Origin of the sequence: Peribacillus sp. YIM B13472 (genome assembly GCF_042788005.1) — a bacterium.
In the GTDB taxonomy this organism is placed as follows: Bacteria; Bacillota; Bacilli; order Bacillales; family DSM-1321; genus Peribacillus; species Peribacillus simplex_E.
The window spans coordinates 1-25,253 of the sequence record NZ_JBHZPG010000046.1; the positions used below are offsets into that span (position 1 = coordinate 1).

The following is a 25,253-nucleotide window of genomic DNA, read 5'->3' on the forward strand; positions in this document are numbered from 1 at the left end:
TGGAAATCAACGTCCAAATTGTACAAGCCATAAAAATAGACAAACTCGATTTTCATCGAGTTTGTCTACAGTCTGGGAGCTGTTACAACAGCTCTTTTTCTTATTGAACTAACGATCAATAGTTTAATATTATTCTTTTATTTCCGTTTATTCATTTAAAAAATTCTAAAATAATATCTCATGTTAATTTTTTATGATTTCGTATTTTTAAGCTCAAGACAACTATGCCTTGATCCTAAAAGGAGAGGAGGTAAGAGTAACTCAAAGTCACTGTGAGGAACGGATGATGAGCAAGCCTTTCCTTCCTCTTTTAAAATACTGTTAAAAAATATAGCTGTAGTAAATGTGCAAAGGGATGGAATCTCCACAATAATTGAAATAAGTATTCCGGGTGCTTATCAGGAAGAAGTGGAACAATCCCGGCTTCCATTAAGATTTAATAATACCAATAGAAAAGTGAATTCAGCAGCGCCAAGCGAACAATTAATGTCCCACTTATCTGGTAAACTACAAACTGCTTTATCAGATACTTCTATGGACGTCCCGCATGTATCAGGAGCGCTTGCTTATCTTATAGAAAAATAATAAAAAACGTCTCTAAGCCTTTCCGGTAGCAAAGCCAGAGATGGAAATGGATCGTGGGCTAAAGTATGTTATGATTTTACTCTCAAAAAATGGTCTATCAATTTTTCGCCACTTGGCATAAAATGTTTACTAGGAATATAATCCTAAAAATAAGAATAAAGATTGACAATCACACATCCTCATAATACGATACTTTACAGAATAAATTGAATTTTCTTTTTATTTTTTGTCATAATACAAAAACCGAGTTTTATATTATAAAACAATAACCTCCTTGTATATACATATTCTCCAAGCGTGAACTTTGGCTTTTTCTCATTTTGGAAGCGCTGCCATTTATGGCGTTTTATATAACAAGGGGGGATAAGATATGGAAGCAAGAATGGAAACAAAGCAAGAAAAACCATTAAATATTGGACGGAAATTTCGCTGGACCGTCGTCATCTGGTTATTGATTGGGGGAATAATCAACTATCTAGATCGGGCCAACCTCTCCATTGCAGCTCCCGAAATGATGAAGGATCTCGGACTAAGCGTGACCGAAATCGGGTTATTGGGGACCTTTTTTTCTTGGAGTTATGCATTAATGCAGCTTCCTTCCGGCTGGCTGATTGATCGGTTTGGGACCAAAAAGGTGTATACAATTGCGCTTATTTGGTGGAGCGGTGCGACCATTTTAACCGGAGGCGTTCATAAAATGAGTTCATTTATTGCTGCACGGATTTTACTTGGAGTGGGAGAAGCACCGTGTTTTCCAACGATGGCTAAGATCACTTCGTATTGGTTTCCTAAAAAGGAACGAGGCTTGGCAACTGGAATTTGGGATTCTTCGTCCAAATGGGGACCAGCCATTGCACCGCCAATTCTCGTTTTCATCATGGTGACTTTTGGATGGAGAGCGCTGTTTTATATAACGGGTGTGATCGGCATCATCTTCGCGATCGGTTTTGTTATTTTTTATAAAAATCCTGAAAAAAGCCAAAAACTTTCCAAGGAGGAATTTGATTACATTAAGTCGGAAGGTGGTGGAGTGGAGCAAGGCATTCAATCATCAAAAATAAAATGGGGTTCGTTATTTAAATATCGAAGCGTGTGGGGGATGATTCTGGGCTTCTTCTGTACCATTTGGATCTGGAACATTTTCCTTGTCTTCCTTCCCCTTTATTTGTTTGATGTCCATCATGTCTCACTTAAAGAAATGGGTATATATGCTGGTATTCCTTGGCTTGGCGGAATCTTTGGCAATATTTTCGGAGGATATCTTACTAAAAAATGGGTTGACAAGGGAATTACTACACCTATTAAAGCAAAGCGTGCCTTAATTAGTATATGTGCCATCTCGGCCGCTATCGTTGTATGTGCAGTTCCACTTGCCAAAGGGCTAGCTATTACCTTAACATTACTGACCCTTGCTCTTTGTTTTATTTCTGCCATTACAGGCAGCGCGTGGGCACTTGCCGGTGACATTGCTCCTCCTTCCATGGTTGCTTCCGTAGGTGCAATTCAGAATTTTGGCGGTTATTTTGGTGGAGCCTTTTCCCCTGTTGTGGCAGGCATGATAGTGGATGCAACTGGTTCTTACTCCCTTGCCTTTATATCTGGCGGTTTAATCGCAGGATGCGCCGCAATCTGTTATTGGTTTATTGTAAAACATCCTATTCAAGAATAGGGTAACCGAGGAGGACATAAATTGATGCCAAAAGTGTATATAGCAAGACCAGTACCGGCCGAGGTAGAGGCATTTATTTCGAAGTATTGCCAGTATGAAAAATGGAACGGCCCTGAACCAATCACCAGAAGCCAGCTGTTAAAGGAAATTTCCGATGTGGAGGGACTGCTCATCAGCGGAGAAAAAATAGATGATGAATTTCTGGACCATGCACCATGTCTAAAGGCTGTCAGCAATATCTCGGTAGGCTACAACAACTTTGATCTAGAGGCAATGAAAAAGAGATGCATAATCGGTACAAATACACCTGATGTTCTCAATGAAACCGTGGCTGATTTAGCTTTAGCCTTAATGCTCTCAGCAGCCCGCCGTATTCCGGAACTGGACAAGCTTGTAAAGGATGGCAAGTGGGGAAATAAAGGCGATGAACCCCTCTTTGGCGTTGATGTTCATGGAAAAACATTGGGCATCATCGGTATGGGGAGAATTGGGGAATCCATTGCAAGACGAGGAAAATTCGGTTTTAACATGGAAGTTTTGTATCATAATCGGCGAAGAAAATCTGAAGTGGAGGAAAAGCTCAAGACAACCTACTCCTCTTTAGAGCACCTTTTACGGGAATCCGATTTCGTCCTTTTAATGGTCCCTTATACTCTGGAGACGAGGCATCTTATGGGACGCGAGCAATTCGCGCTGATGAAAAAATCCGGGATCTTTATCAATACGTCCCGCGGTCAGACGGTGGACGAAAAGGCCCTAATTGAAGCACTGCAAAATAAGGAAATTCTTGCAGCCGGTTTGGATGTATTTGAACAGGAACCCGTATCGCCTGACAATCCGCTTTTAGCCATGCCGAACGTGGTTACCCTGCCGCATGTAGGTTCAGCTACTCATCAAACACGAATTGATATGGCCATGCTTGCGGCGAAGAACCTCGTTGCAGCGGTTACTGGAAGGGAGGTAAGCAATGTTGTCCCTGAATTGAAAGGACTTCAGTCACAAAAATAGTAAAAATTATTAACACAGCGGAAATATTAGGTTGGCCCTGACAAATTAAAAAATCGTTGATATTTAAAATTCACACCATTCATAAATTTAGATGAGATAGATAGTTTTTTATTAAATGCAGGACATAAAAGAAAAATTCAATAAAAAAGGCATCCATTCAATTTGGAACTAGTTTAAAACAATAAAGACTTTAGGCAAAAGGGTTCTACCTAAAAGTTAAAACAAAGTTGATTGGAGCGGGTGTCCGAGACTCCTGCGGGAAAAGCTCGTCCAGGGGAGACCCGCAGGCGCAAAGGCGCTGAGGGCGGACCGCCCGCAGAAAGCGAGTTCCTGGAGGCAACGTTCAAATTGTACAAGCACTGTTGACCAAGCATGCTTGATCTGATTGCTAACATTTCTCCCCTGGTCATAGTTAATGTAGAATCAACCTTTTGTCTACAAACTGAGATCAAGCAATGCTTGGTCTTTTTTTTATGAATGAAAGGTTTGAAGAAACGTGGGATATTGCATTACAAATATTATGATAGCGTTTATATGTAAATTAATAAATTGGCTGGCGATTCAGAGTTTCCACAAAGGCTAGCGTCAATAAATGCGACTGATAAAATAAGTATCGATATTTTTAAGTTTATGGTTCTTTAAGTCTGCAATTTTTATATTTTTTTTAAAAATATGAATTAAATATAGATATAATGTCATATAAATGTTAATTTTGAATAGTAACTAATACCCATTCAAGAAAACGCCGTATTTTAAAATGCTTTTAAATTGTATTATTCTCTGATATTTAACTATTTACTGGAACTGTTTCGACTTCACCTTCTACAAAGATTCTTTACATAAACGTGTATGTTTCATGAGGGAATTACTTTTTATTTCTTTAATTGAGGGAACAATGGTTAGATTAAAAAACTATAAAAAGGGGAATTGAATATATGAAAAAATTGTGTGCTTTTTCAGTATCTTTGATTATTTTCTTTTCTTTTGTAGCTCCTTCCTTTGCAAGTAAAGAAGTTATCACCGAGACATCTACAGAACAAGAATTAAAAGAGTATGCCTATTTTTTTAAAGGTATAGAAATAATGAGTAATATAATTTTAACGGAACAAGAGATTGTAAACTTGTATAATGAAGTTATGAGTATTGGAACACCTATCGTTGGTGGTATTACTTCCTATGCTCCTATTTCAGGTGGATCAACAAAAACAGAAATACCTCCAATTTATAGAACCTACAAAAATACTGGTGTAAATGAAGCTAAAAATCTAATTTTCGCATATATGATGAAAAAAATTCCTAAAAAATTAACAGATAGCGTATTTTTAAATTGGCTTTTTGTAAAGTTAAATAGCTGGTCTAAAATTAGTCCAACTTATGTGGGTTCTTGGGTATCAAGTTCTTATAGCACTGCAGAAAAGAAAAGAAATTATCATGCAACAGTAGTTCATTATGAAAAAAGTAATTATACATCACCTAAATCTGTTCAATATTTCCAATGCAATTACTGGTTCGGGAAATAATATACTAGGAAAAGGGGAATAAAATGAAACTGAAAATATTATTGAAAATAGGTATCTTATTATTCTTTTCTTTTCTAATGATTTTTGATTATTTCCCACATATCGTTTTCAATGACATACCTAAGACTGCACTGACAATTGGAATTATCTCAGTGGCGATTATCTATATTGTCCTTAATCGAAAGACTGAAAAAGAATGTGAAAATTCATTAATTGTAGAAGCAGTATTTATTTTTTATACTCTAGTGCTAATAGGAGTATTAACATTTATGGGGGGGAAATCCACTGTAGGAATCTCCTTGAAAAATCCTATCTTATGGTTTGTTTTATTATTGACAATAGTTGATATGACATTAAGATATAGGAAAATTAATGCATAGAAAACTCTAGACTTAAGAAATCGGGGCATTTCGGGGCGATAAAAAACAGCCACATGGCTGCCTATTTACTTTAATCTTATCTAAGACTCAAAAGCTTTAGGAACAGTACATGTACTTTATTATTTTTTATACCAAACGAAGAAGCCTTTATAGATTCTTCGTTTGGTTGTTTAAGTGTTGCCTTATTTCGCAATAAACCGAATGGAATGATCCTTTCCATTGATCCCCTTAAGCAAGGATTTTATTAATTTTGCGTACCTTTCCTCCAGCCAATCTCTGGCGAACTCATTAGAAGCAACTAATGTGATTTAGTCATTTTCAATCGAAGACAAGTATACGTCTTTCAACCATGTCTCATAGCTCGGCTTAGAGATCTTTTTCTGCAATTGTACTTTAACAAAAGAGAATATATCTTGATCGTCCAACAATTCAGTATGTAATGTGACCTCTTCTAACGGTGGTACATCTTCTTTATCTGGTTTTAAATGATCTATTATTTGAGTGACACGATTTAATTCATGTTCAAGGGAGAGTTTAAGCGCTTGTAACTCTTTCATTAAAATATCTTTGGTTTTATCATTACTAACCATTGTACACCCCCCTTGATGTCTGGTTATCTTTCTATTTATTATAACTTCTTTTTGTTCTAATCCCATGACGAATTCTACACGAAATAACGTAGAAAACTAGATTAAGAAGCATTATGTAAGAAGGGATGAACATTTCATTGAATTTTACAGAAAAATTAGTCCACGAGTCCAAGAAAAGAATTCAAGGTGATTAAGTAAAGGAAAAATGCTGCATGAACCACACAGTGATTATTAAAAATAATTTCCAAAATAACTCTGGGTGATAGTTCTTGCAGTTGTAATGATCCCAAGAATTATTAGTAGAATTAGACATATTTTGAATCATTTGGTTCTTTTTCTTTTCCTAAGTAAATTCAACAGTTTATCTAGTTCCTGGCTTTTATATAATGTTGTTGGGGCTGTAAAACCATATATCATTCCTATAGTTATTAATTCTTTCCTCAATATCTCAATTTTTTCATGTAATTCTTCCATACTTTCCAATGCAGAATCCCTCAAGTACTTTCATTTTTTATTATGAAACCATTATTACATAAATTAGGGTGTTTTTAAATGAAAGGTGAGTGATTACTTATTAATTATTTGGGCATTCATTAGTCCGATTTTGTATCTTGCTTTTATTCTACTTTCCCGCAGACTTCATTAGGCTTACATAAACAGATGAAATACTATAAGTTTATTAAAAGTTTTTCATTGTTAAAATAGCCCATGGAAGTTATTTGTAACGATTAAATAAATGATTCATGAAGAGAAATAGGACTAAAGATTGTCTTTGTGTGTTGAAGTTTGTAGGTCTATGTAAATGTATGAGTGAATCAAATCTCTTTTTGTGTTCAATGGGAACCATTAGTCCTGCTCGGAATATCCTATTTGGAAATTTATTGGTTTACACTTCTTCATACACCTTTAAAAATGCCCTCCTATACTTGAACCAGATTCAAATAATAGGAGGGAAAGATCAATGAATAATGAAAGAGCAATGGATGATTTAATTAAGAATTGGAGCGAATTAGGTAAGAATATGGACCGCCGAAACTTTATCCAGGGAGCAAGTAAGCTTGCCGGACTTTCATTAGGTCTTGCCCTTGCCCAATCAATGGGCGGGATTGAAGTGAATGCTGCCCCGAAATTCAGTGATTATCCATTTACTCTCGGTGTAGCTTCAGGTGATCCGCTCTCGGACAGTGTAGTTTTATGGACAAGGTTGGCACCTGATCCGTTGAATGGCGGAGGAATGCCAAAAGAAGCCATTTCCGTTAAATGGGAAGTGGCAAAGGATGAGAATTTCAGAAAGATTGTCCAGCAAGGCAAGGAAATAGCCAGGCCGGAACTTGGCCACTCCGTTCATGTGGAAGTAAGCGGGTTAAAACCTGATAAGGTCTATTTTTACCGTTTTAAAAGCGGAGGGGAAGTAAGTCAGACTGGGAAAACGAAAACACTTCCGCCAATAGGTTCAAGTGTATCTAGCTTGTCATTCGCGTTTGTTTCATGCCAGCAATTTGAGCATGGTTATTATACGGCCTATAAACATTTGGCAAAAGAAGATCTGGATATTGTCTTTCACCTTGGCGATTACATATATGAATATGGACCAAACGAATATGTTTCTTCTTCAGGTAATGTCCGTGTACATAGTGGTCCTGAGATCATCACGCTTGAGGATTATCGAAATAGGTACGCACAATACCGCTCCGATACCCATTTAAAAGCGGCACACGCAGCTTTCCCATGGGTCGTGACTTGGGATGATCATGAAGTTGAAAACAATTATGCAAATGTCATTCCGGAAAAAGGACAATCGGTAGAAGCATTCATCAAGAGAAGGGCCGCCGCCTATCAAGCTTACTATGAGCATATGCCCCTTCGTAAATCATCTTTGCCTAAGGGAGCGGATATGCGGTTATACAGAAATTTCACATATGGCGATCTGGCCTCTTTCTTTGTATTGGATTCCCGTCAATACCGGGATGATCAGGCAAACGGCGATGGAAGTTCCCCGCAAACGCCTGAGTCACTTGATCCGAAACGGACATTGCTAGGCCCAGAGCAGGAACAGTGGCTAACTGACAATCTATCAAAATCAAATACGGAGTGGAACGTTCTGCCTCAGCAGATTTTCTTTGCACAAAGGAATTATGGAACACCAACCGCTCCCAAATTCAGCATGGATTCCTGGGATGGCTACCCGGCTGCACGCGATCGTTTAATTGATGTAATCAAAAGAAACAACCTGGAAAATCTGGTCGTGTTGACCGGTGATGTACATGCAAGCTGGGCAGCCAATTTAAAGGCGGATTTCGATGATCCAAATTCAAAGATATTCGGTGTGGAGTTTGTCGGAACTTCCATCACATCTGGTGGAAATGGAGCGGATAAGCGTGCGGATACTGATAAAATACTAAGTCAGAATCCACATATACAGTTCTTTAATGATTACCGAGGATATGTCCGATGCAAAGTAACCCCAGAACAATGGAAGGCTGACTACCGTGTAGTCCCATTCGTTACAGAACCAGGTGCGGACATATCAACAAGAGCATCCTTTGTTTTTGATAAGGATCAAACAGGCCTGCGAAAGGTTGCATCAGCAGCGGTTATGGAAGGTGTACAAAAAACGAACGAAGTCGAGGAAGATCGGACACAAGCCCATAATCGCGCACATGAAAAACAAAGAATGAAAAATCAGGGGAAAGTGACTAATTGATAGGGAACTATAATGATGCTTGATAAGAATATAGCGAAGAAAAATGTGAATATCAGAGGAGTGAATAAGAATGCTTTCAAATATAGGAATACCCGGTTTGGTAATTGTCCTCGTGATTGCACTGATTATTTTTGGACCGTCCAAGCTGCCGGAAATCGGCCGTGCATTTGGCCGGACTTTATCAGAATTCAAAAGTGCAACCAAAGGTTTGGTGAATGATTCAGATAAAGAGGAAGAAAATGAGAATAAAGCTGCGTTAAGAGCTGTTAAAAAAGAGGGATGAATTTAATGGGATAGAGCGGGCGGAAAGACTCGCCTGCTTCTTTTCATGAGAAGAGTTCGAGGGAGAATGCTATTTGCAATAGTGCAAGTAAAATGTCTAAAAAGGAGGAGTGAAGGTGGAAAGTAAGGATTTACACGTTATTGAACATATGGAGGAACTCCGAAGCAGAATCATTAAAACATTGATAGGTTTTCTGGCTTTTTTCATAGTGAGTTTCATATTCGTACAGGATATTTATGATTTGCTCATTAAGGATTTGGAAGGAAAGCTTGCCGTGCTCGGACCAAGTGAGATCCTATGGGTATACATGATTATCGCTGCGGTTTGTGCAATAGCTGCAACGATTCCGCTAGCAGCCTATCAGTTATGGCGCTTTGTGGCTCCAGCGTTGAAACCGGAAGAGAGAAGAGTTACATTTCGGTTCATACCCGGGCTCTTCATTCTATTCATCACTGGTATCTCATTTGGATATTTTGTGTTGTTTCCAATAGTGCTGGGTTTCCTCACTTCCCTATCGGCCGGGCAGTTCGAGATGATGTTCACAGCGGAAAAGTATTTTCGGTTCATGATTAACTTGATCTTACCTTTCGGGATTTTATTCGAGATGCCGCTTGTGGTCATGTTCCTGACCAGATTAGGAATCATCAATCCAACAGTGTTGAAAAAGTCTCGTAAGATTTCTTATTTCGTCCTGGTTGTCATCTCGATCCTGATTACGCCTCCAGATATCATTTCGGACATTTTGGTTATTGTCCCTTTGCTTGTGCTTTATGAAGTGAGTGTACAGCTGTCCAATATGGTTTACCGAAAAAGGCTAATGAAAGATGAGGCAGCCTTATCTGTAACATGAAATGGCTAATCCACAACCTATTGAAAGAAACATTTCTTAGGAAATAGTTATTGGACACTAAAAAGTTGAGGGGAATATCCCTCAATTTTTTTATTGCAATATAATAATTGATAGGAATAATTAGGGGGGCGTTTGCGTTCCCTGTTTACATAAATGCTTTTCTTATTTATTTTGTCTGGTTGTTTAATATCGGACTAAGTCTATTGAAGCAGCATTATAAATAGCCTTCTTCTTGTATAACCTTTTGGAGATTTAAATCATTTATTGGAATGTCTTATTCATTCAGGTAAACTCAAAGGCTTCTGAACAGCGTTAAGTTGTACAAAAAATCTGCATTGCTTAAATGTTTATATAGTAAACATGAACATCTTCAAGTTTTAAGAGGGATGTTTTATTTTATTTATTAGAAGGAGAGAGGATTCTGGTTAGCGAATTATTGTAATCACTTGAACCAAAATAAGCATTCTTCATCAATCATTCAAAAATATCGAACGTAAAAAGGTTCGAATAAATGGTTGTAAGAGAAGAATGTGTATCTTATGGTTCAAGTATAAATATATATTTAGGGGGGAAAGCAGTATCAAAATATCGAACGGGATGGTGAGAAGTTTATGAAGGATTTAGTGAAAATTATCGCAGGAAACATTTCCATGACCTTTGCCTATGCTTATTTAATCGTTCCCAATGAAATTATTAACGGCGGGGTAACTAGCTCGGCATTATTATTGAATGCATTATCGGGTTTTAACATTGCCATGCTAGCCAATTTCGTAACAGGACTACTGTTGATCATTTGTTTAGTTTTTCTAGGGAAAGAATACTTTATTAAGTCGATTGTAAGTTCGCTTAGCTATATGGTTTTTTTTAATTTTTTTTATTCATTGAATATTAATTTCGATATAAATATCGCTTTAGTGATTATCATTTCGTCCATTTTGATAGCGATAGGATATTATTTATGTATAACAGCAAATGCCTCCACCGTTGGCTTTGACGTGATCGCCTTAATTTTACATCATAAAAATGAAAAAATAGATATTGCAGCGACAATAAGGATTATTAATCTTATCGTACTGATATTGGGCCTTCTTGTTTACGGTTATACATCGATTGTTAAGGGAATTGCGTTTACATTGCTTTTTTCATACCTTCTAAAGAAAATGCTGGATAGGAAGCAGAATACCGTAAAATTAGCAACGGAAAGTGTGTTAGACGAATCCTCCAAGGTGAAAGAAGTAAAATGAAAAATATTTGAGGTTTTGCAGTATTAAGGGGCATCTTCTTATTTTAAAATTTTCATTTTGTTATCTAAATATTCTGATTTTTAAATTGACTTTAAAAAAATCAGAGTGTATTATACACATAGAAAGTGGTACTAACATCATGACGTAGTGATGTTATATCCGCTTCGAATTACAAAATAGCCTTAAGGAAGGGGGAATAAGGATATAGAATCATAAGTTCATAGCGTCATTTCCTGTGTTGTTTTTAAAATGCCATGTTTCCAAGTTTCCACTATCTTTGTGAAAGTGTAAAGGACAGGCAGTTGAAAAAGCCTTGTTTTTACATGCAAGTAGCGATTATTTTAGTTGATTCCCCAAAATATTGAAAGTTGGTGGAGGGTATGAAACATCAACAGGAAGAACTGAAACCAGGCCTGAAACAAAGGCATTTAACGATGATATCCTTAAGTGGAGTCATAGGCGCTGGTTTATTCGTAGGTAGTGGTATCATTATTGGTCAAACGGGCCCCGGGGCGATATTATCCTATGTTTTGGCAGGCTTGATCGTTGTTCTAGTCATGAGGATGCTTGGGGAAATGGCCACAGTGAATCCCAATACTGGATCTTTTGCCGTGTATGCAAGAGAGGGGATCGGTGAATGGGCCGGTTTTACAACAGGTTGGTTATATTGGTTCTTTTGGGTAATCGTCATTGCTTTGGAAGCAACAGCGGGAGCTGCAATCATACACAGCTGGCTTCCTTCCGTTCCCGTCTGGATCATAAGTCTATCATTGATTGTCCTATTGAAACTGACGAATATTTTTTCCGTAAAATCGTTTGGTGAGTTCGAATACTGGTTTTCAATCATTAAAATAATCAGTATCATACTATTTTTGTGCCTGGGTGTGGCAGTGATATTAGGGTTTATTCCAACGATAAAACCACCTGGCGCTTCCAACCTTTTGAATTTCGGCGGTTTTATTCCTAATGGACTAAGTTCTGTGCTTGTTGGAGTCGCAATTGTTTTTCATGCATTCGTTGGAGTGGAAATTCCAGCTATTGCCGCGGGTGAGACGAGCGATCCGGTTAAGTCAGTTAGAAGTGCATTGAATAGTGTGGTTTGGCGAATCCTGATCTTCTATATTGGGTCCATCGCAATACTAGTGACGCTATTACCCTGGAATTCGGCTTCTTTGCTGAAAAGTCCATTTGTTGCCGTACTTGAAATGATTGGAATCCCTTCTGCTGCCCTGATCATGAATATCGTGATTCTCATTGCATTGCTTTCCTGTTTGAATTCGGGATTATATACGAGTTCACGCATGTTATTTTCACTTGCACAAAAGGGTGACGCTCCAAAGTTATTTTCAAAAGTGAGCAAGAACGGTGTCCCTATATTTGCTGTAGTCGGCTCGACTTTATATGCCTTTATCAGCACCATTTTCAGTTATGTTTCACCTGATAAAATCTTTTTCTTTTTAGTGAATTCCTCGGGTGGAGTCGGGATTCTTGTTTATCTGGCCATTGCGGTTTCCCATCTGCGATTAAGGAAGAGAATGGAGAAAGATAATCCCGGAATTTTCAAGATCAAAATGTGGTTATTCCCTTATTTGACTTATGCAACGATAATTTCCATGGTTTCCGTGTTAATATTAATGGCATTTATCGATTCGCAGCGTCCACAGTTTATCTTTACCATGCTATTTAGCTTGATCGTTATCTGTTCATTCTTTTTCATTCGGCGAAAAAAGGCGAAGTATACGGAGAATGAATTAAATATTGTTTCTGGTTCCCCAAATTCTGAAAAATTATAGCTTTTGCTCTATACCATTTTAAGGTCATGCTTCGTTTACTTCTATGGAACTCCTCAGACAAAATTCTTCAATCACTAATCAGCTAGAATATGATTCCCATAGAAAAAGAGAGTAGTGCCAAAAGGTGCTTGGCGCCATCTGTCTTTTAAATCATGAAGGAGGGATTATGTTGAATGGTTTCCGTGTAATGACTAGTGGGGTTATCCTTGGAGCCATATTGCTGTCAGGCTGCAACAATTCAGCTGAACCTGACGAGGCTCAACAAGAAAAAAGTCCAGTCATGAATAAAAATCCAGATTCAAATACGGGTGAAACCCAAAATGCAGAGGTTATTAAAAAAGGTGTCGGCGATGTGATTCAATCCATAAAAGGATTGGAATCAGAAATAAGTACGGAGGCGGACTCAGGGAAAATTCAAGAAATGGGAAAAGAGATCAGTTCTACATGGGATTCGATAGAAAAGCAAGTGGAAGATCAATACCCCGATTGGTATGAACGGATTGAGAAAAACCTTTACCCATTAATTGGGGAGTCCGGGAATCCGGATAAGGACCTTGAAAAAATGAAAAGACTCTCTGAAGCTACCAAAGAAGATCTACAGTTATTTTTGGAAGAAGTGAAATGAATTATCTTTATACCCAGGTTATCACCAGGTGGGGATTTATGGGTTATAACAGTTTTAGCTAGTTTGGTGATTTTAAAGGAGGTAAGGATGAGGAGGGGAACTTAGATTGGAAAGTGCAAAAGAATGCAAAGAGGTTCAGGCAGTGATCTTTGATTGGGCAGGAACGACGGTGGATTATGGTTGTTTTGCGCCGGTCCAAGCATTTGTCGAGATATTCAGGATAAGGGGAATAGATATTTCCATTAAGGAAGCAAGGGAACCAATGGGTTTATTGAAAATGGATCATATAATGGAACTCCTGAAAATGAAACGAATCTCCAATTTATGGATTGCTAAATTCGGGAAAGAACCGGACGAAAGAGATCTAAAATCATTATATATGGACTTTGAGGCTTTGCTTTTTAAGGTTCTCAAGAAAAACGCCAAGCCAATACCAGGCGTAATTGAATTAGTCAGCCGTTTAAGGCAGCAAGGAATAAAAATCGGTTCGACGACAGGGTATACTCGTGAAATGATTGATATTGTTGAACAAGAGGCGGAAAAATGGGGCTATCAACCAGATTCCATCGTTGCGTCTAACGAAGTGCCTGCAGGAAGGCCTGCCCCTTGGATGTGCTTTAAGACGGCGATGAATCTCCAAGTGTATCCACTCAGCAAAATCGTTAAAGTCGGTGATACGATCAGTGACATCAAAGAAGGCATTTCTGCGGGAATGTGGACTGTTGCCGTATTGAAAGGCGGCAGTGAAATTGGCCTTTCAGAAGCGGAAATCAACCAAATGGACCCATACGATCTGCAAAAACGGATGAAACATGCAGAAAATCGTTTTTGGAATGCAGGAGCCGATTTCGTAATTGATGAAATAGGTGATTTATTGGAGATCATCGATAGGATCAACTACAGATTGACAGAAAAAAAGGATATATTTATTGGTTAAAAAAGAATCTAATACATGAGTTAGTGACTATGTTGGTTAGAGATTTTAAATAAATTCAAAATATTCAATTTATTTATTGACTGTTTCATCCGATGGTAGTATTATACATCTTATAACTGGTACGGACGTCGCAACGTCATTATCAGAAATAACTATAATTAAGGAGAATGTGCTATGGTCGAAACAAAAATGTTAAGAGGAACGAAAGTTAAAATGACACCAAGTGAAGCCATCGTTGAGACATTAGTGGCCGAGGGAGTTAAACATATCTCGGGAATTCTGGGATCTGCTTTCATGGATATGCTTGATTTATTGCCAACTGCAGGCATCCGGTTCATTGGTGTCCGCCATGAACAAAGTGCAGCACATATGGAAGATGCCTATTGTCGTGTCTCTGGTGTTGCAGGAGTTGTCATCGGGCAAAACGGACCTGGAATGACGAATATGGTCACCTCTGTTGCAGCGGCCAATCAAGCTCATACTCCGATGGTGGTTATATCACCTTCTGCTGGTACACCAACGGTTGGATGGGATGGATTCCAAGAATGTGATCAGGTTTCCATCTTCAAGGCCATCACGAAGGAAACAGTTAGAGTGACACACCCAGGCCGGGTCGCTGATTGCCTTAGGACAGCATTTCGAATTGCCTATGCCGAGAGAGGACCGGTTTTATTCGATATCCCGCGTGATTACTTCTATGGTGAAGTGGAAGATCAAATACTTCAACCACATCAATATCGCGTGGATGAAAGGGGTTGCGGGTCTTCTGAATCCTTGGATAGAGCGGCAGAAATTTTAGCCGAGGCACAGTATCCGGTGATCATTTCCGGAAGGGGAACTGTTGATTCAGATGGCATTGAGGAAATTAAGAATATGGCAGAATATTTAACAGCTCCGGTAGCTGTCTCCTATATGCATAATGATGCTTTTCCTGCTGATCATCCATTGTCAGTCGGTCCAATAGGTTACATGGGTTCAAAGGCTGCCATGAATACACTTAAGAAAGCGGACGTCATATTGGCGGTAGGCACAAGATTATCGGTATTTGGAACGTTACCATGCTATGACATTGATTATTTCCCTAAAGATGCGCAAATCATCCAAATTGATATTAACCCAAGGCAAATAGCTAGGACGCACCCTGTGGAAGTGGGGATCATCGGAGATGCCCGCGAAGCGAGTCGTGAGATCTTGAAACGGTTGAAGGCTAATAAACCAAACCTAAAACAAGAAAAAGAGCGGATAGTAGAAGTTACGAATGAAAAACAAAAATGGGAAGAAGAATTGGTGAATCTTGCGATGATCGATGGAACCCCGATCAATCCGCGTCGGGCCCTATTGGAATTGACAAAAGTGTTGCCTGAAAATGCCATCGTTACTACAGATATCGGTAATGTATCTTCAACTGCAAACGCTTACTTGAAATTCAATCAGGGTCGCAGGCATATCGCTGCGCTTACATTCGGGAACACGGGATTTGCTTACCCATCTGCACTTGGTGCCAAGTTAGCTGAACCGAACACGCCTGTTTTAGCCATTGTTGGAGATGGCGCGTGGGGCATGAGCTTACATGAAGTGAGTACTGCCGTTGAAGAAAACATACCGGTCATAGCATGTGTGTTCAATAATAATGCATGGTGTGCAGAGAAAAAGAATCAGGTCGATTTTTATAATAATCGTTTTGTAGGGGCGGATATCCAAAATCCTGATTTCGCGGAAGTTGCCCGATCAATGGGTGCTGTTGGTATTAGAGTGGAAAAACCTGAGGAGTTAGGCGCTGTCATTGAAGAAGCAATAAAATCAAACAAACCGACTGTCATTGATATACAAGTGGATGGAACACAATTAGCTCCTCCATTTAGAAAAGATGCATTAAAAATGCCTACTAGATTATTAGAAAAATATTCTCATTTAGATCATAAAAACTGGGATAAATAATGTTGTGAAAAGGTGATATGACAGGTGCGATGACTTGATGAACTATTTTGATCATCGCACCATCACCATTTCGCTCTATAAAGGTCTGTAACAGCATGGGAAATTAACTTAATTGCGTTCAATGAATAATAAGGGGGTTTCAATTGTGAAGATGGAGACTGAAACGAAAGACCTTGTTCAAATGGATAAAGACCATTTATGGCATGCGATGCATCGCTATAATGAGAAAGATGCTCCCATGATGGCTACAGAAGGATCCGGCTCATGGTTCACAGATACTAAAGGTGATAAATATCTAGATGGGGTTTCCGGTTTATGGTGCTTGAACCTGGGTCACGGGCGAAAAGAGATTGCGCAGGCAGCCTATGAACAAATGATTAACTTATCTTATTTCCCTTTAACGTTAAGCCATAAGCCGGCAATCGAATTATCTGCAAAAATAAGTGAACATTTAAAAGGCTCCTATACAACGTTTTTTACGAACAGCGGCTCTGAGGCGAATGAGACAGCTTTTAAAATAGCCAGGCAATATCATTACCAAAATGGCAATCAGGGTAAATACAAATTCATCTCTAGGTACAGAGCTTATCATGGCAATACTTTTGGCGCGCTAAGCGCAACCGCACAGGCAAATCGGAGAGTGAAATATGATCCTGCTGTTCCAGGTTTCCTGCATGTGCCACCTCCGTACAGTTATCGGAGTCCGTTTGGGGAAAACGTTGAAAACTCCGATTTACTTGCAGCTGAATATATCGATCAGGTCATTAACTTTGAAGGGGCTGAAACGGTAGCTGGTGTTATTCTTGAACCATTCATCTCTGGTGGCGGTGTCCTTATTCCTTCGAAAGAATACTTAACGAGGGTTTCGGAAATCTGTAAAAAGCATGATGTTCTGTTAATTGTGGATGAAGTGGTTTCAGGTTTTGGAAGAACCGGAAAAATGTTTGGGTTCATGCACTCCGATGGGGTTCAACCGGATATTGTTACAATGGCAAAGGGGTTGACCAGCGGTTATCTTCCCCTTGGAGCAACGGCAGTGAATTCCAGGATTTACGAGAAATTCAAAGAGAACGGAAATTTAAATCATTTCAGGCATGTGTCAACATATGGAGGCCACCCTGCATCTTGCGCAGTTGCGTTAAAGAACATTGAAATTTTGGAAGATGAAAAAATCGTTCAACGTGTATCTGAACTTAGTGAATCGACACTAAGTGAGCTCTTTGAATTGACAGCCCTGGATAAAGTAGGGGAAGTTCGGGGAGTAGGGTTTTTATATGGCATTGAATTAGTGGAAGATAAAAAGATAAAAACGCCAGTTTCCGATGAGTTCATGGGTAAAATAATCGGGGCCTGCAAAGAAAAGGGGCTTATCATCGGCCGTAATGGTGATACAGTTCCTGGATATGGAAATGTATTGATCATTGCACCGCCTTTATCTTCGACCGTTGAAGATCTACGCTTTGTCATAGAAACAGTTAAATCCGTTTTATATGAATTATGTTAACCAAAATAGATGATTGAGCTTTAGGGACTATATAGACGAAAATGAAGATGGGCATGATTTGTCTAACCGTTATGACATCCATGTCCATTTTTTCATGGAGGGTCTAGCAGTGGGAAAACTGGAGAATCCGAAGTAGGAGGAAATATGCAATCACAACAAAGGTTATTGGTGGTTCTTGCACATCCCGATGATGAGTCATTCCTGTGTGGGGGAACCATTGCCAAAATGTCTGAGCGCGGTGTTCTTATTACATTACTATGTGCGACAAAAGGCGAAATGGGCAGGCGCATGGGAAATCCCATTCTTACAACAAGGGAGGCATTGCCTGAACTAAGGGTAGAGGAGTTAAAAAGAGCTTGTGAAGAATTGGGGATAAACGACCTGCGATTTTTAAACGTAAGGGATAAGACGATTGAATTTGAAAGCTTCGATTTATTGGCGGAGAGAATCGTAAAGGTGATTCGTGAAGTTCAACCGGATGCACTAGTAACATTCCACGAGAAATATGGGGGGCATCCAGACCATAGTGCGATTGGCCGTGCTGCCGAATTTGCTTTTCTAAAATCCGGTGATCCCGATTTTTATCCAGATCCAGTATTTCCAGCTTTTAAGGTTCATAGTCTGTACTTTGTCCTTTGGCATGCTTTTTATGATGAATGGATAAAGGAAAACGGGCTGAGCAGTATCACAAGAGTGAATATAGCAGGGACTATACAGAAAAAGATCCGTGCCTTAAGGTCCCATCGTTCCCAGACCCTAGCCGTTCCTGAATTGTGGGGGAATCAAAATCCAAGCTTGCCTTTTTTAAAGAAATCCGAGTGTTTTATCAAAGGGAATTCACCTACTAATATAGAAGAATCCGATTTTTTTCAAACGATTGAAAGGTTGGGATGATACGTATTTGGGCTTTAGTTTATCTGGAAAGGGGGAAGGAATATATGGAATTAGAAAAATATGAGCCACTGGAAGAAACACCACAAGAGCAGCAAAAATTGCTTCAAAACAGGGTGGTTTTGTGGCTGAGCGGTATCGCTTTCACCTTTTTTATTGCCCTCTTAGGCTTGGGGCTGTCCGAGATTGCAGGATTCAATCGAATCGGTCCACTTGCTTGCTCGATCATCATTGCCGTGATTTATCGTCAAATTGCGGGATATCCAGAAAAGTTCCGGACGGGAATAGAATTTTCCGCAAAAAAACTTTTGCGTTTTGCCATTATTTTATACGGGTTGAAATTAAATATCGATGTGATTTTCAATCAGGGACTGCCATTGTTGGTACGTGACATAGGAACAGTGACTTTTGCAATAGTCGTGATGGTTCTGATTGCAAAGTGGTTTAAGGCAGATGCCTCCATTTCCCTTCTTCTTGCTGTAGGAACCGGGATATGCGGTGCAGCAGCCATTGCGGCAATATCTCCAATCGTGAAAGCGAAGGAAGAGGATACAGCCATAGGCGTCGGGATAATTGCTTTAATGGGAACACTTTTCTCCATAGTTTATACACTTTTACGTCCGATCCTTCCGCTATCTGCTTTGGATTATGGAATTTGGTCTGGGATCAGTCTTCATGAAATTGCCCATGTTGCATTGGCAGGAGCACCGGCTGGTGAAGATGCTCTAGCAATTGCACTCCTCGCAAAATTGGGCCGTGTCTTTTTACTTATCCCTTTATGTTTCATTTTTATGTATTGGATGAAAAAACGCACGTCCGGGAAAATGGGCAATGATGCCAAAATTGATTTTCCATGGTTTCTCGTTGGTTTTATAATCATGAGTCTAATAGGAAGTTATGTGTTTGGAACGTATATCACTGTGTCTCCTCCCGTAATGGATGGTATTTCCAAAACGACTACATTTATACTGACAATGGCCATGATCGGTCTTGGACTGAATGTTAGCTTGCAGGCACTGCGGACAAAAGCCATGCGTCCTCTTTTAGCCATGACCATTACCTCGTTGCTGCTCTCGATAATCTCGTACTTCATCGTTTAATAGATAAGCTTTTCTATTTTTGCCCATTAAATATGCCTGAAACGTGATGAAGGTTGCATATAGGATAAGCCCTGAATACATAGATCTATTCAGGTTTTTTTTCATCTGAAGAAACGTTTTAGTGGAAAAGAAGGAATGGAAAATCCTAATTTAAGGAAAAACCGACCGATGGCATGTTTGAATATTATAATTATTTGGTTTACAATAAATATAAGAACTGATACGAACATTACGATGTCTTTTTCTGTTTGGAGGAAATTTTATGGAGTTAGACTTTAAAAATCCAATCCCTTTACATGCTCAATTGAAAACCATATTGGAAAATCAGATTTTGGAAGGTTATTATAAAGATAAAATCCCAAGTGAAAGGGAACTCATGGATATGTATTCTGTCAGCAGGAGTACTGTTAGGGAAGCCGTATCCATCCTGGTTCGTGAGGGGATATTGGAAAAGAGGCATGGTAAGGGAACATTCGTTTCCCTTAAACCTGTACAAGAATGGCTTAAGATGATAAGTTTTACGGAAACTACTAAAAGCATGGGGATTGAACTACTAGATCATGGCCGTGTAATGACACCTGAAAATATAGCTGATGCAAATGGGTTTGAGGATGAATCTTACCATATTAAAAGGCTGCGGTTGCAAGGGGATGTCCCAATAGCCATAGAATTGCATTATTATTCTTTGGACCTAGGAAAAAAATTGACGAAATTCGATTTAAGTACAACCGTATTGTATGATGCACTCGAAGGTGATCTAAACATTGACTTTTGTGAAGCGGAACAAATCATAACCTGCGGCTTTCCAACAAAAGAAGATGCAGAACATTTAGGTATAGCCGTAACGATGTGCTTGCTGATTACAGAACGAATGATTTTTGATTCTGATGGTAACTTAGTAGAATATTACAAAGGATTATTCCGCTCGGATATGTACTCATTCGCTATGAAAATGTCCCGGAAGAATTGATTTTGCACATAAAATGACCTAAGCCCTTTCCAAGATAGTTGAAAGGCTTAGGTCATTTTCAAGTCTACCAGTATATACAATATACGACTACATGCTGCCATTGTTATGATCAAAAGCATTTATGATGGAAAATTTTTCTATATCCATAAGAAAGTATCCCTATACTGAGATAGCTTTTTAGATCGTATAAATCATGCACGCTCTTTTTTAGACCTGTTCATTACATGCCTTACTTCAAGAGCTGGAATATCAGTGTATGTCCACCGTTTTCAACCGTTTGGTTTTGGTGGGCTTGCCATCCTCCAATTTAGCTGAAATAAGCCCAAGTGCCACTCCAAGCAGCGCACCTGCTCCCACTTCCACAGGCTGATGTCCGAGCAGTTCATTCAGTTCTTTCTCACGCTCCACATACTCGAAGCTCGGAAACTCTCCAGAAAATTTCGCCATATTATCTTCAAGATCATTCACAAGCTTAGCAATTTCGCCTGTATGGCGCCGAATCCCCTGAGCATCATACATCACAATCACGCCAAACACTGTCGCAAGCGATGTTTCCGTATGCAGCCAGCCCTTATTCGCTGCCACATAGGATGCCAGTGCGGCCACACCTGCAGAGTGCGAACTAGGCATGCCGCCTGTTGTGAAAGCCTGCTTCAAGTCCCACTTTCCCGTCAGCTTATTATGCGTTAAAATTTTCAGTCCCTGTGCAATGCCGATCGCCGACAGTGCCGTTAAAATTCCCCGATTCATCTTTTCCATGAGCAACTCCTCCACTCCAGACCAGTCCAACCCAATCCAGGATTTTATCTTCCCTCTTTTGATACCCCAATAATAATTTTTATATGCAGCAGTTCCATGATTATCGGCATTTAATAAAAGTCCACTTAATGCATCATAATGACACTTTTTGCTGTGTCCGTGTTCACCTGAAGCAAAATTTACGATCTAGGGTTCAGGCTTGCTTTTTTACGGAGAAAGTCACCATTAAATAATAATATTTATAGGATGAGTCACTTAAGGAAAATATATAACGGAAGATTATTAACATGGTGTTAAGGGTGGCAATGGAATGAACAAGATCAAGGATATAAATCCGGAAGAGTTAAAAAAGATCATGAAGGTAACCGAGCGAATGTCTTTCACAAAAAACTTCAGGTCCGCTACGGCTGAAGAATGGTTTGTTTTCATTCCCGGCTTTAATGATCAAGTTACTGGGGGAGCTGCTGGAAAGGCTATAGTGCACTACAATCTATATGGAAACAAAGATATGTTCATTAACACAACAGTCATTCTGGATGACCCTGTTTTATTTGAGGAAGAAAATTTTCAGCTGGTTTACTCAATTTGTGATGAACTTATAAATCGTCTAGTAGGATACGCTGATACTTTACTGTCAGTACACGCAGGTTCAAATTCTTATAATGCTGAATACAAACGATAATGTTCGTAAAAGAACAAGGAGGAAAAACAGTGCATCATAATCTCGTTCAGTCAATAATCGAACAATCAGTCAAGCTTACAAGTGAAGCCGATTGGGATAAGCTCATACAACAAGTTAAAAATTCAAAATTTGTTTTGCTGGGAGAGGCATCCCATGGAACATCCGAGTTTTACACGGCGCGAGTTGAAATAACAAAAAAACTCATTCAGGAAAAAGGGTTCACCTTTGTAGCAGTTGAAGGCGACTGGCCCGCATGCCAGGCAATTAATAGGTATGTTAAAGGCTATGACCAAGTATCTAATTCGGCAAAGGATGTGCTAAAAATTTTTGACCGCTGGCCGACCTGGATGTGGGCAAATAAGGAAATGATAGACCTGATTGAATGGATGAAAGAATACAATGAATCTGGACAAAATCAAACAAAAGTTGGATTTTATGGGATAGATATCTATAGTCTTTGGGAATCCATGGATGAAGTTATCCATTACTTAAAACAAATTGATTCGCCTGACCTCGACGCTGCAAGACATGCGTTCACATGTTTTGAGCCATTCAATCGTAATAATGAGGAGTACGCAGTTTCCGCAGGCATTTTTTCAGAAGACTGTATAGAGGAAGTGGCCAAATTACTGACAACCATACAACGGAAAAAAGAAAAATACCCCCATCATGAAGAATTGAATTTGAATCTTCAAGTGAATGCATTAGTAGCGTATAATGCAGAAAATTATTACAGGATAATGGTGGTTCATGATGATAAATCATGGAATATTAGAGATATGCATATGGTGGATGCACTTAATGAAATTATGGATTTTTACGGTTCAAAAGGCAAGGCGATTGTATGGGAACATAATACCCATGTTGGCGATGCCAGCGCTACTGATATGAGAGATTCCGGGATGATTAACGTCGGTCAGGTCATTCGTGAGCAAAACCCAACTGAAGATGTATTTATCACAGGATTCGGAACCTACAGAGGGACTGTTATTGCAGCAGATGAGTGGGGCATGGATCTTGAAATAAAAACAGTTCCCAAAGCAATTAATGGAAGTTGGGAGGAGGCTATGCACCTTTCGGGGGCATATGATAAGTTGCTCATTTTCACTGATGAAAATCGTCAGCTATTCCAAGATAGGATCGGACATCGGGCGATTGGGGTTGTATACAGACCGGAATATGAAGAATATGGAAACTATGTACCTTCTGTAATGTCAGATAGATATGATGCTTTTATTTACATTGATGAAACTCAGGCACTTCACCCGCTTGTTCATGAAACAGCACCCGTTGTGTAATAAAAAGACGAAGCCCTTTATAACATGTCATGTTATAAAGGGCTTTGCCTTTTTGTTCGTGCTAATTCTTAATGCTACCCAATATTGGTATTATCATTGCGACGGAAACCAAAGTTATTGCGTTTGATCTTTTCTATTTTTATTTGAGACTTATGAAAAGCTAATGAATCGTTCGTACAAAGCGGTTTAATATTTAAATTAAAAACCATTCTATAAAGAATGGTTTTTATCTTGATATCTATTTGCGGATGGACTGTTTTTTGTTAAATAAACTACCAATTAATAACATGAAGTAATTAAGAATCGGTTCACCGAAACAGACGGTTAATAAGGTTCCGATACCAATTGGTCCACTGAAAGTAAGTGCCAAAACTAAGAAGAAAAGATAAATGAATGTTTTAAAATATAGTGTATTCATTCCAGTTAGATCTTGTATGATCAACATCAAACGGTCTACAGGAATTGGAGCGAAATTTGCATGTAAGTAGATAGCCGTCCCTAGCCCTATAACCGTTAACCAAAGAAGTTTAATGAGCATTTGTTCTGGCTGTACTAAGTTATGCAGTAAAAAAAGCGATATATCAATACCAAGACCGGTTACTAAAGCAGGTAGTAGACCCATTAATTCTGGTTTTTGCCTTTTTAAAAGCGAATTTAAAAGTATCGTATGGGAAAAATCGACCAAAAGGGCATCAAATGAAGATGTTCCACGGTCTGATTGTATCGTTAAAGAACAACCTAAGGTTAATAGTATGATTCCATCAAATATAGGTTAATGATTGTTTTACTCACATTTAACACACTTATTCATTCATTAATTCTTTTATCATTAAAAGATGTGGACCGCCATCTTCCATAAAGACATCGGATGAAGTCTGATAGCCGAGTTTTTTATAAAAACCCTCTGCCTGTGTTTGCCCATGTAATTTAACCATGGACAGTTCATTTTCCTTTGCAATCTCTTCTAACGTTTTAATTATTATTTTTCCAAGGCCAAATTTACGGTAAGGCTCTAAGATGCAAATTCTCTCCAATTTACCTAAACCATCAACAACTCTTAACCTTCCAGTTCCGACTGGTTTTTCATTATAATAGACTAAAATGTGTTCAGAAGAAGCATGAAGTGCATCAAATTCATCAAATTCACTTTCTAATTGGAAACCTTGTTCCTCAACAAATACTTCTTTTCTAATATGAAAGGCTATTTTTAAATCATTTTCTGTAGTAATTCTCTTTGAATCCAATGTTCTTCATCCCTTTTCTAGATTTATGTAATAAGACAAGTCATAATAAATGTATATCCTTTTTTAGTATAAACGAAATTATTTTTGTTGTAAATACAACAAAAAGTTAGGGGCACTTTGAATGAAAGAAATACTCCGTGAAATTGGAATGATAGCAAGGGCATTGGACTCTATAAGTAATATTGAATTTAAAGAATTTGACCTTACAAAAGGGCAGTATTTGTATCTTGTCCGAATATATGAAAATCCAGGAATCATTCAGGAAAAGTTAGCAGAAATGATAAAGGTTGACCGTACGACAGCGGCTCGTGCCATTAAAAAACTTGAAATTCAAGGTTTTATTGAAAAGAAAAATGATCAGGACAACAAAAAAATTAAAAAGTTATATGCTACTGATAAGGGTGAAAAGGTCTATCCCTTATTGAAAAAAGAAGGAGAGTATACCGACAAGGTTGCATTATCTGGATTTTCTTTGGAGGAAACGGAAACGATGTTGCATCTTCTTCAAAGGGTCAGAAAAAATATTGAGGTAGATTGGGAATTTGTGAAAAAGGGAAATAAAAGGGGGTATTGATACAGCTTATATGCTATCACTGATTCATGGATGCCTAATTGGTGTGAGCATCAATGGAACGGTTGTGGATAGAAAATTTATAAAGAGAGGCTCGATTCCGATTGG

General features: G+C 38.7%; 26 protein-coding genes. 20 read left to right on the forward strand and 6 right to left on the reverse strand.

The features are described from left to right. Nucleotides 1-345 precede the first annotated feature (345 nt). From ACFX4I_RS23730 to ACFX4I_RS23750, 5 genes are all read left to right on the forward strand, one after another. Nucleotides 346-585, forward strand: coding sequence for a hypothetical protein (locus ACFX4I_RS23730; protein WP_230303792.1), 240 nt, complete (start codon nt 346-348; stop codon nt 583-585). A 370-nt stretch (nt 586-955) separates the two neighbouring features. Continuing rightward, nucleotides 956-2,254 carry an MFS transporter gene (locus tag ACFX4I_RS23735; RefSeq protein ID WP_377423463.1) on the forward strand — a complete coding sequence of 433 codons (1,299 nt, stop codon included), beginning with the start codon at nt 956-958 and terminating at the stop codon, nt 2,252-2,254. A 21-nt stretch (nt 2,255-2,275) separates the two neighbouring features. Further along, complete coding sequence (locus ACFX4I_RS23740) at nt 2,276-3,262, forward strand: 2-hydroxyacid dehydrogenase (protein ID WP_377423466.1); 987 nt, start codon at nt 2,276-2,278, stop codon at nt 3,260-3,262. A gap of 935 nt (nt 3,263-4,197) precedes the next feature. After that, entirely contained in the window at nt 4,198-4,782 is a 585-nt protein-coding gene (locus ACFX4I_RS23745) for a hypothetical protein (protein ID WP_309519043.1), read from the forward strand. A gap of 23 nt (nt 4,783-4,805) precedes the next feature. Then, nucleotides 4,806-5,162 carry a hypothetical protein gene (locus tag ACFX4I_RS23750; RefSeq protein WP_283932926.1) on the forward strand — a complete coding sequence of 119 codons (357 nt, stop codon included), beginning with the start codon at nt 4,806-4,808 and terminating at the stop codon, nt 5,160-5,162. Between the two features lie 182 nt (nt 5,163-5,344). Here the strand turns inward: ACFX4I_RS23750 and ACFX4I_RS23755 are convergent, their stop codons facing one another. The 3 genes from ACFX4I_RS23755 to ACFX4I_RS23765 form a co-directional block, all read right to left on the reverse strand. Beyond that, a complete protein-coding gene (locus ACFX4I_RS23755) occupies nt 5,345-5,470 on the reverse strand; it encodes a DnaA N-terminal domain-containing protein (RefSeq protein ID WP_355483987.1) in 126 nt (41 codons plus the stop codon). Continuing rightward, a complete protein-coding gene (locus ACFX4I_RS23760; RefSeq protein WP_230304088.1) occupies nt 5,471-5,752 on the reverse strand; it encodes a hypothetical protein in 282 nt (93 codons plus the stop codon). Between the two features lie 321 nt (nt 5,753-6,073). Next, on the reverse strand, nt 6,074-6,226 hold the full coding sequence (locus tag ACFX4I_RS23765) for an aspartyl-phosphate phosphatase Spo0E family protein (protein ID WP_283933068.1): 153 nt from the start codon (nt 6,224-6,226) through the stop codon (nt 6,074-6,076). Between the two features lie 487 nt (nt 6,227-6,713). On the opposite strand from ACFX4I_RS23765, the gene ACFX4I_RS23770 reads away from it, so the two are divergent. The 12 genes from ACFX4I_RS23770 (at nt 6,714) to ACFX4I_RS23825 (ending at nt 20,591) form a co-directional block, all read left to right on the forward strand. Next, the gene (locus ACFX4I_RS23770; RefSeq protein WP_377423471.1) at nt 6,714-8,456 is read left to right on the forward strand and encodes an alkaline phosphatase D family protein; all 1,743 of its coding nucleotides are present in this window, start codon (nt 6,714-6,716) and stop codon (nt 8,454-8,456) included. 70 nt (nt 8,457-8,526) lie between these two features. Further along, the gene (locus ACFX4I_RS23775; RefSeq protein ID WP_098371765.1) at nt 8,527-8,739 is read left to right on the forward strand and encodes a twin-arginine translocase TatA/TatE family subunit; all 213 of its coding nucleotides are present in this window, start codon (nt 8,527-8,529) and stop codon (nt 8,737-8,739) included. A gap of 148 nt (nt 8,740-8,887) precedes the next feature. Continuing rightward, nucleotides 8,888-9,589 (forward strand): twin-arginine translocase subunit TatC, encoded by a 702-nt coding sequence (gene tatC, locus ACFX4I_RS23780; RefSeq protein WP_377423530.1) that lies wholly within the window; start codon nt 8,888-8,890, stop codon nt 9,587-9,589. 611 nt (nt 9,590-10,200) lie between these two features. Continuing rightward, on the forward strand, nt 10,201-10,833 hold the full coding sequence (locus ACFX4I_RS23785) for a YitT family protein (protein ID WP_230304090.1): 633 nt from the start codon (nt 10,201-10,203) through the stop codon (nt 10,831-10,833). A gap of 380 nt (nt 10,834-11,213) precedes the next feature. Beyond that, on the forward strand, nt 11,214-12,626 hold the full coding sequence (locus ACFX4I_RS23790; RefSeq protein ID WP_377423475.1) for an amino acid permease: 1,413 nt from the start codon (nt 11,214-11,216) through the stop codon (nt 12,624-12,626). 169 nt (nt 12,627-12,795) lie between these two features. Next, nucleotides 12,796-13,251, forward strand: coding sequence for a hypothetical protein (locus ACFX4I_RS23795; RefSeq protein ID WP_377423478.1), 456 nt, complete (start codon nt 12,796-12,798; stop codon nt 13,249-13,251). Between the two features lie 106 nt (nt 13,252-13,357). Then, on the forward strand, nt 13,358-14,188 hold the full coding sequence (gene phnX, locus ACFX4I_RS23800; RefSeq protein ID WP_377423481.1) for a phosphonoacetaldehyde hydrolase: 831 nt from the start codon (nt 13,358-13,360) through the stop codon (nt 14,186-14,188). 174 nt (nt 14,189-14,362) lie between these two features. After that, the gene (gene xsc, locus ACFX4I_RS23805; RefSeq protein ID WP_377423483.1) at nt 14,363-16,126 is read left to right on the forward strand and encodes a sulfoacetaldehyde acetyltransferase; all 1,764 of its coding nucleotides are present in this window, start codon (nt 14,363-14,365) and stop codon (nt 16,124-16,126) included. 151 nt (nt 16,127-16,277) lie between these two features. Further along, nucleotides 16,278-17,630, forward strand: coding sequence for an aminotransferase (locus ACFX4I_RS23810; protein WP_377423533.1), 1,353 nt, complete (start codon nt 16,278-16,280; stop codon nt 17,628-17,630). A gap of 144 nt (nt 17,631-17,774) precedes the next feature. Next, nucleotides 17,775-18,524, forward strand: a complete 750-nt coding sequence (locus tag ACFX4I_RS23815) for a PIG-L family deacetylase (protein WP_377423486.1) — start codon at nt 17,775-17,777, stop codon at nt 18,522-18,524. 44 nt (nt 18,525-18,568) lie between these two features. After that, nucleotides 18,569-19,621, forward strand: coding sequence for a YeiH family protein (locus ACFX4I_RS23820; RefSeq protein ID WP_377423488.1), 1,053 nt, complete (start codon nt 18,569-18,571; stop codon nt 19,619-19,621). 262 nt (nt 19,622-19,883) lie between these two features. After that, entirely contained in the window at nt 19,884-20,591 is a 708-nt protein-coding gene (locus ACFX4I_RS23825) for a GntR family transcriptional regulator (protein ID WP_377423491.1), read from the forward strand. A 249-nt stretch (nt 20,592-20,840) separates the two neighbouring features. On the opposite strand, the gene ACFX4I_RS23830 is transcribed toward ACFX4I_RS23825, so the two are convergent. Then, nucleotides 20,841-21,350 carry a divergent PAP2 family protein gene (locus ACFX4I_RS23830; protein ID WP_144551071.1) on the reverse strand — a complete coding sequence of 170 codons (510 nt, stop codon included), beginning with the start codon at nt 21,348-21,350 and terminating at the stop codon, nt 20,841-20,843. Between the two features lie 310 nt (nt 21,351-21,660). On the opposite strand from ACFX4I_RS23830, the gene ACFX4I_RS23835 reads away from it, so the two are divergent. Both ACFX4I_RS23835 and ACFX4I_RS23840 read left to right on the forward strand, forming a co-directional pair. Then, nucleotides 21,661-22,032, forward strand: coding sequence for a hypothetical protein (locus ACFX4I_RS23835; protein ID WP_377423494.1), 372 nt, complete (start codon nt 21,661-21,663; stop codon nt 22,030-22,032). Between the two features lie 29 nt (nt 22,033-22,061). Beyond that, nucleotides 22,062-23,330, forward strand: coding sequence for an erythromycin esterase family protein (locus ACFX4I_RS23840; RefSeq protein ID WP_377423497.1), 1,269 nt, complete (start codon nt 22,062-22,064; stop codon nt 23,328-23,330). A 238-nt stretch (nt 23,331-23,568) separates the two neighbouring features. Here ACFX4I_RS23840 and ACFX4I_RS23845 read toward each other — a convergent pair whose 3' ends face one another. After that, a complete protein-coding gene (locus ACFX4I_RS23845; protein ID WP_483878225.1) occupies nt 23,569-24,099 on the reverse strand; it encodes a YczE/YyaS/YitT family protein in 531 nt (176 codons plus the stop codon). A gap of 34 nt (nt 24,100-24,133) precedes the next feature. Then, a complete protein-coding gene (locus ACFX4I_RS23850) occupies nt 24,134-24,574 on the reverse strand; it encodes a GNAT family N-acetyltransferase (protein ID WP_377423502.1) in 441 nt (146 codons plus the stop codon). 121 nt (nt 24,575-24,695) lie between these two features. On the opposite strand from ACFX4I_RS23850, the gene ACFX4I_RS23855 reads away from it, so the two are divergent. Continuing rightward, entirely contained in the window at nt 24,696-25,148 is a 453-nt protein-coding gene (locus ACFX4I_RS23855) for a MarR family winged helix-turn-helix transcriptional regulator (protein ID WP_377423505.1), read from the forward strand. Nucleotides 25,149-25,253 lie beyond the last annotated feature (105 nt).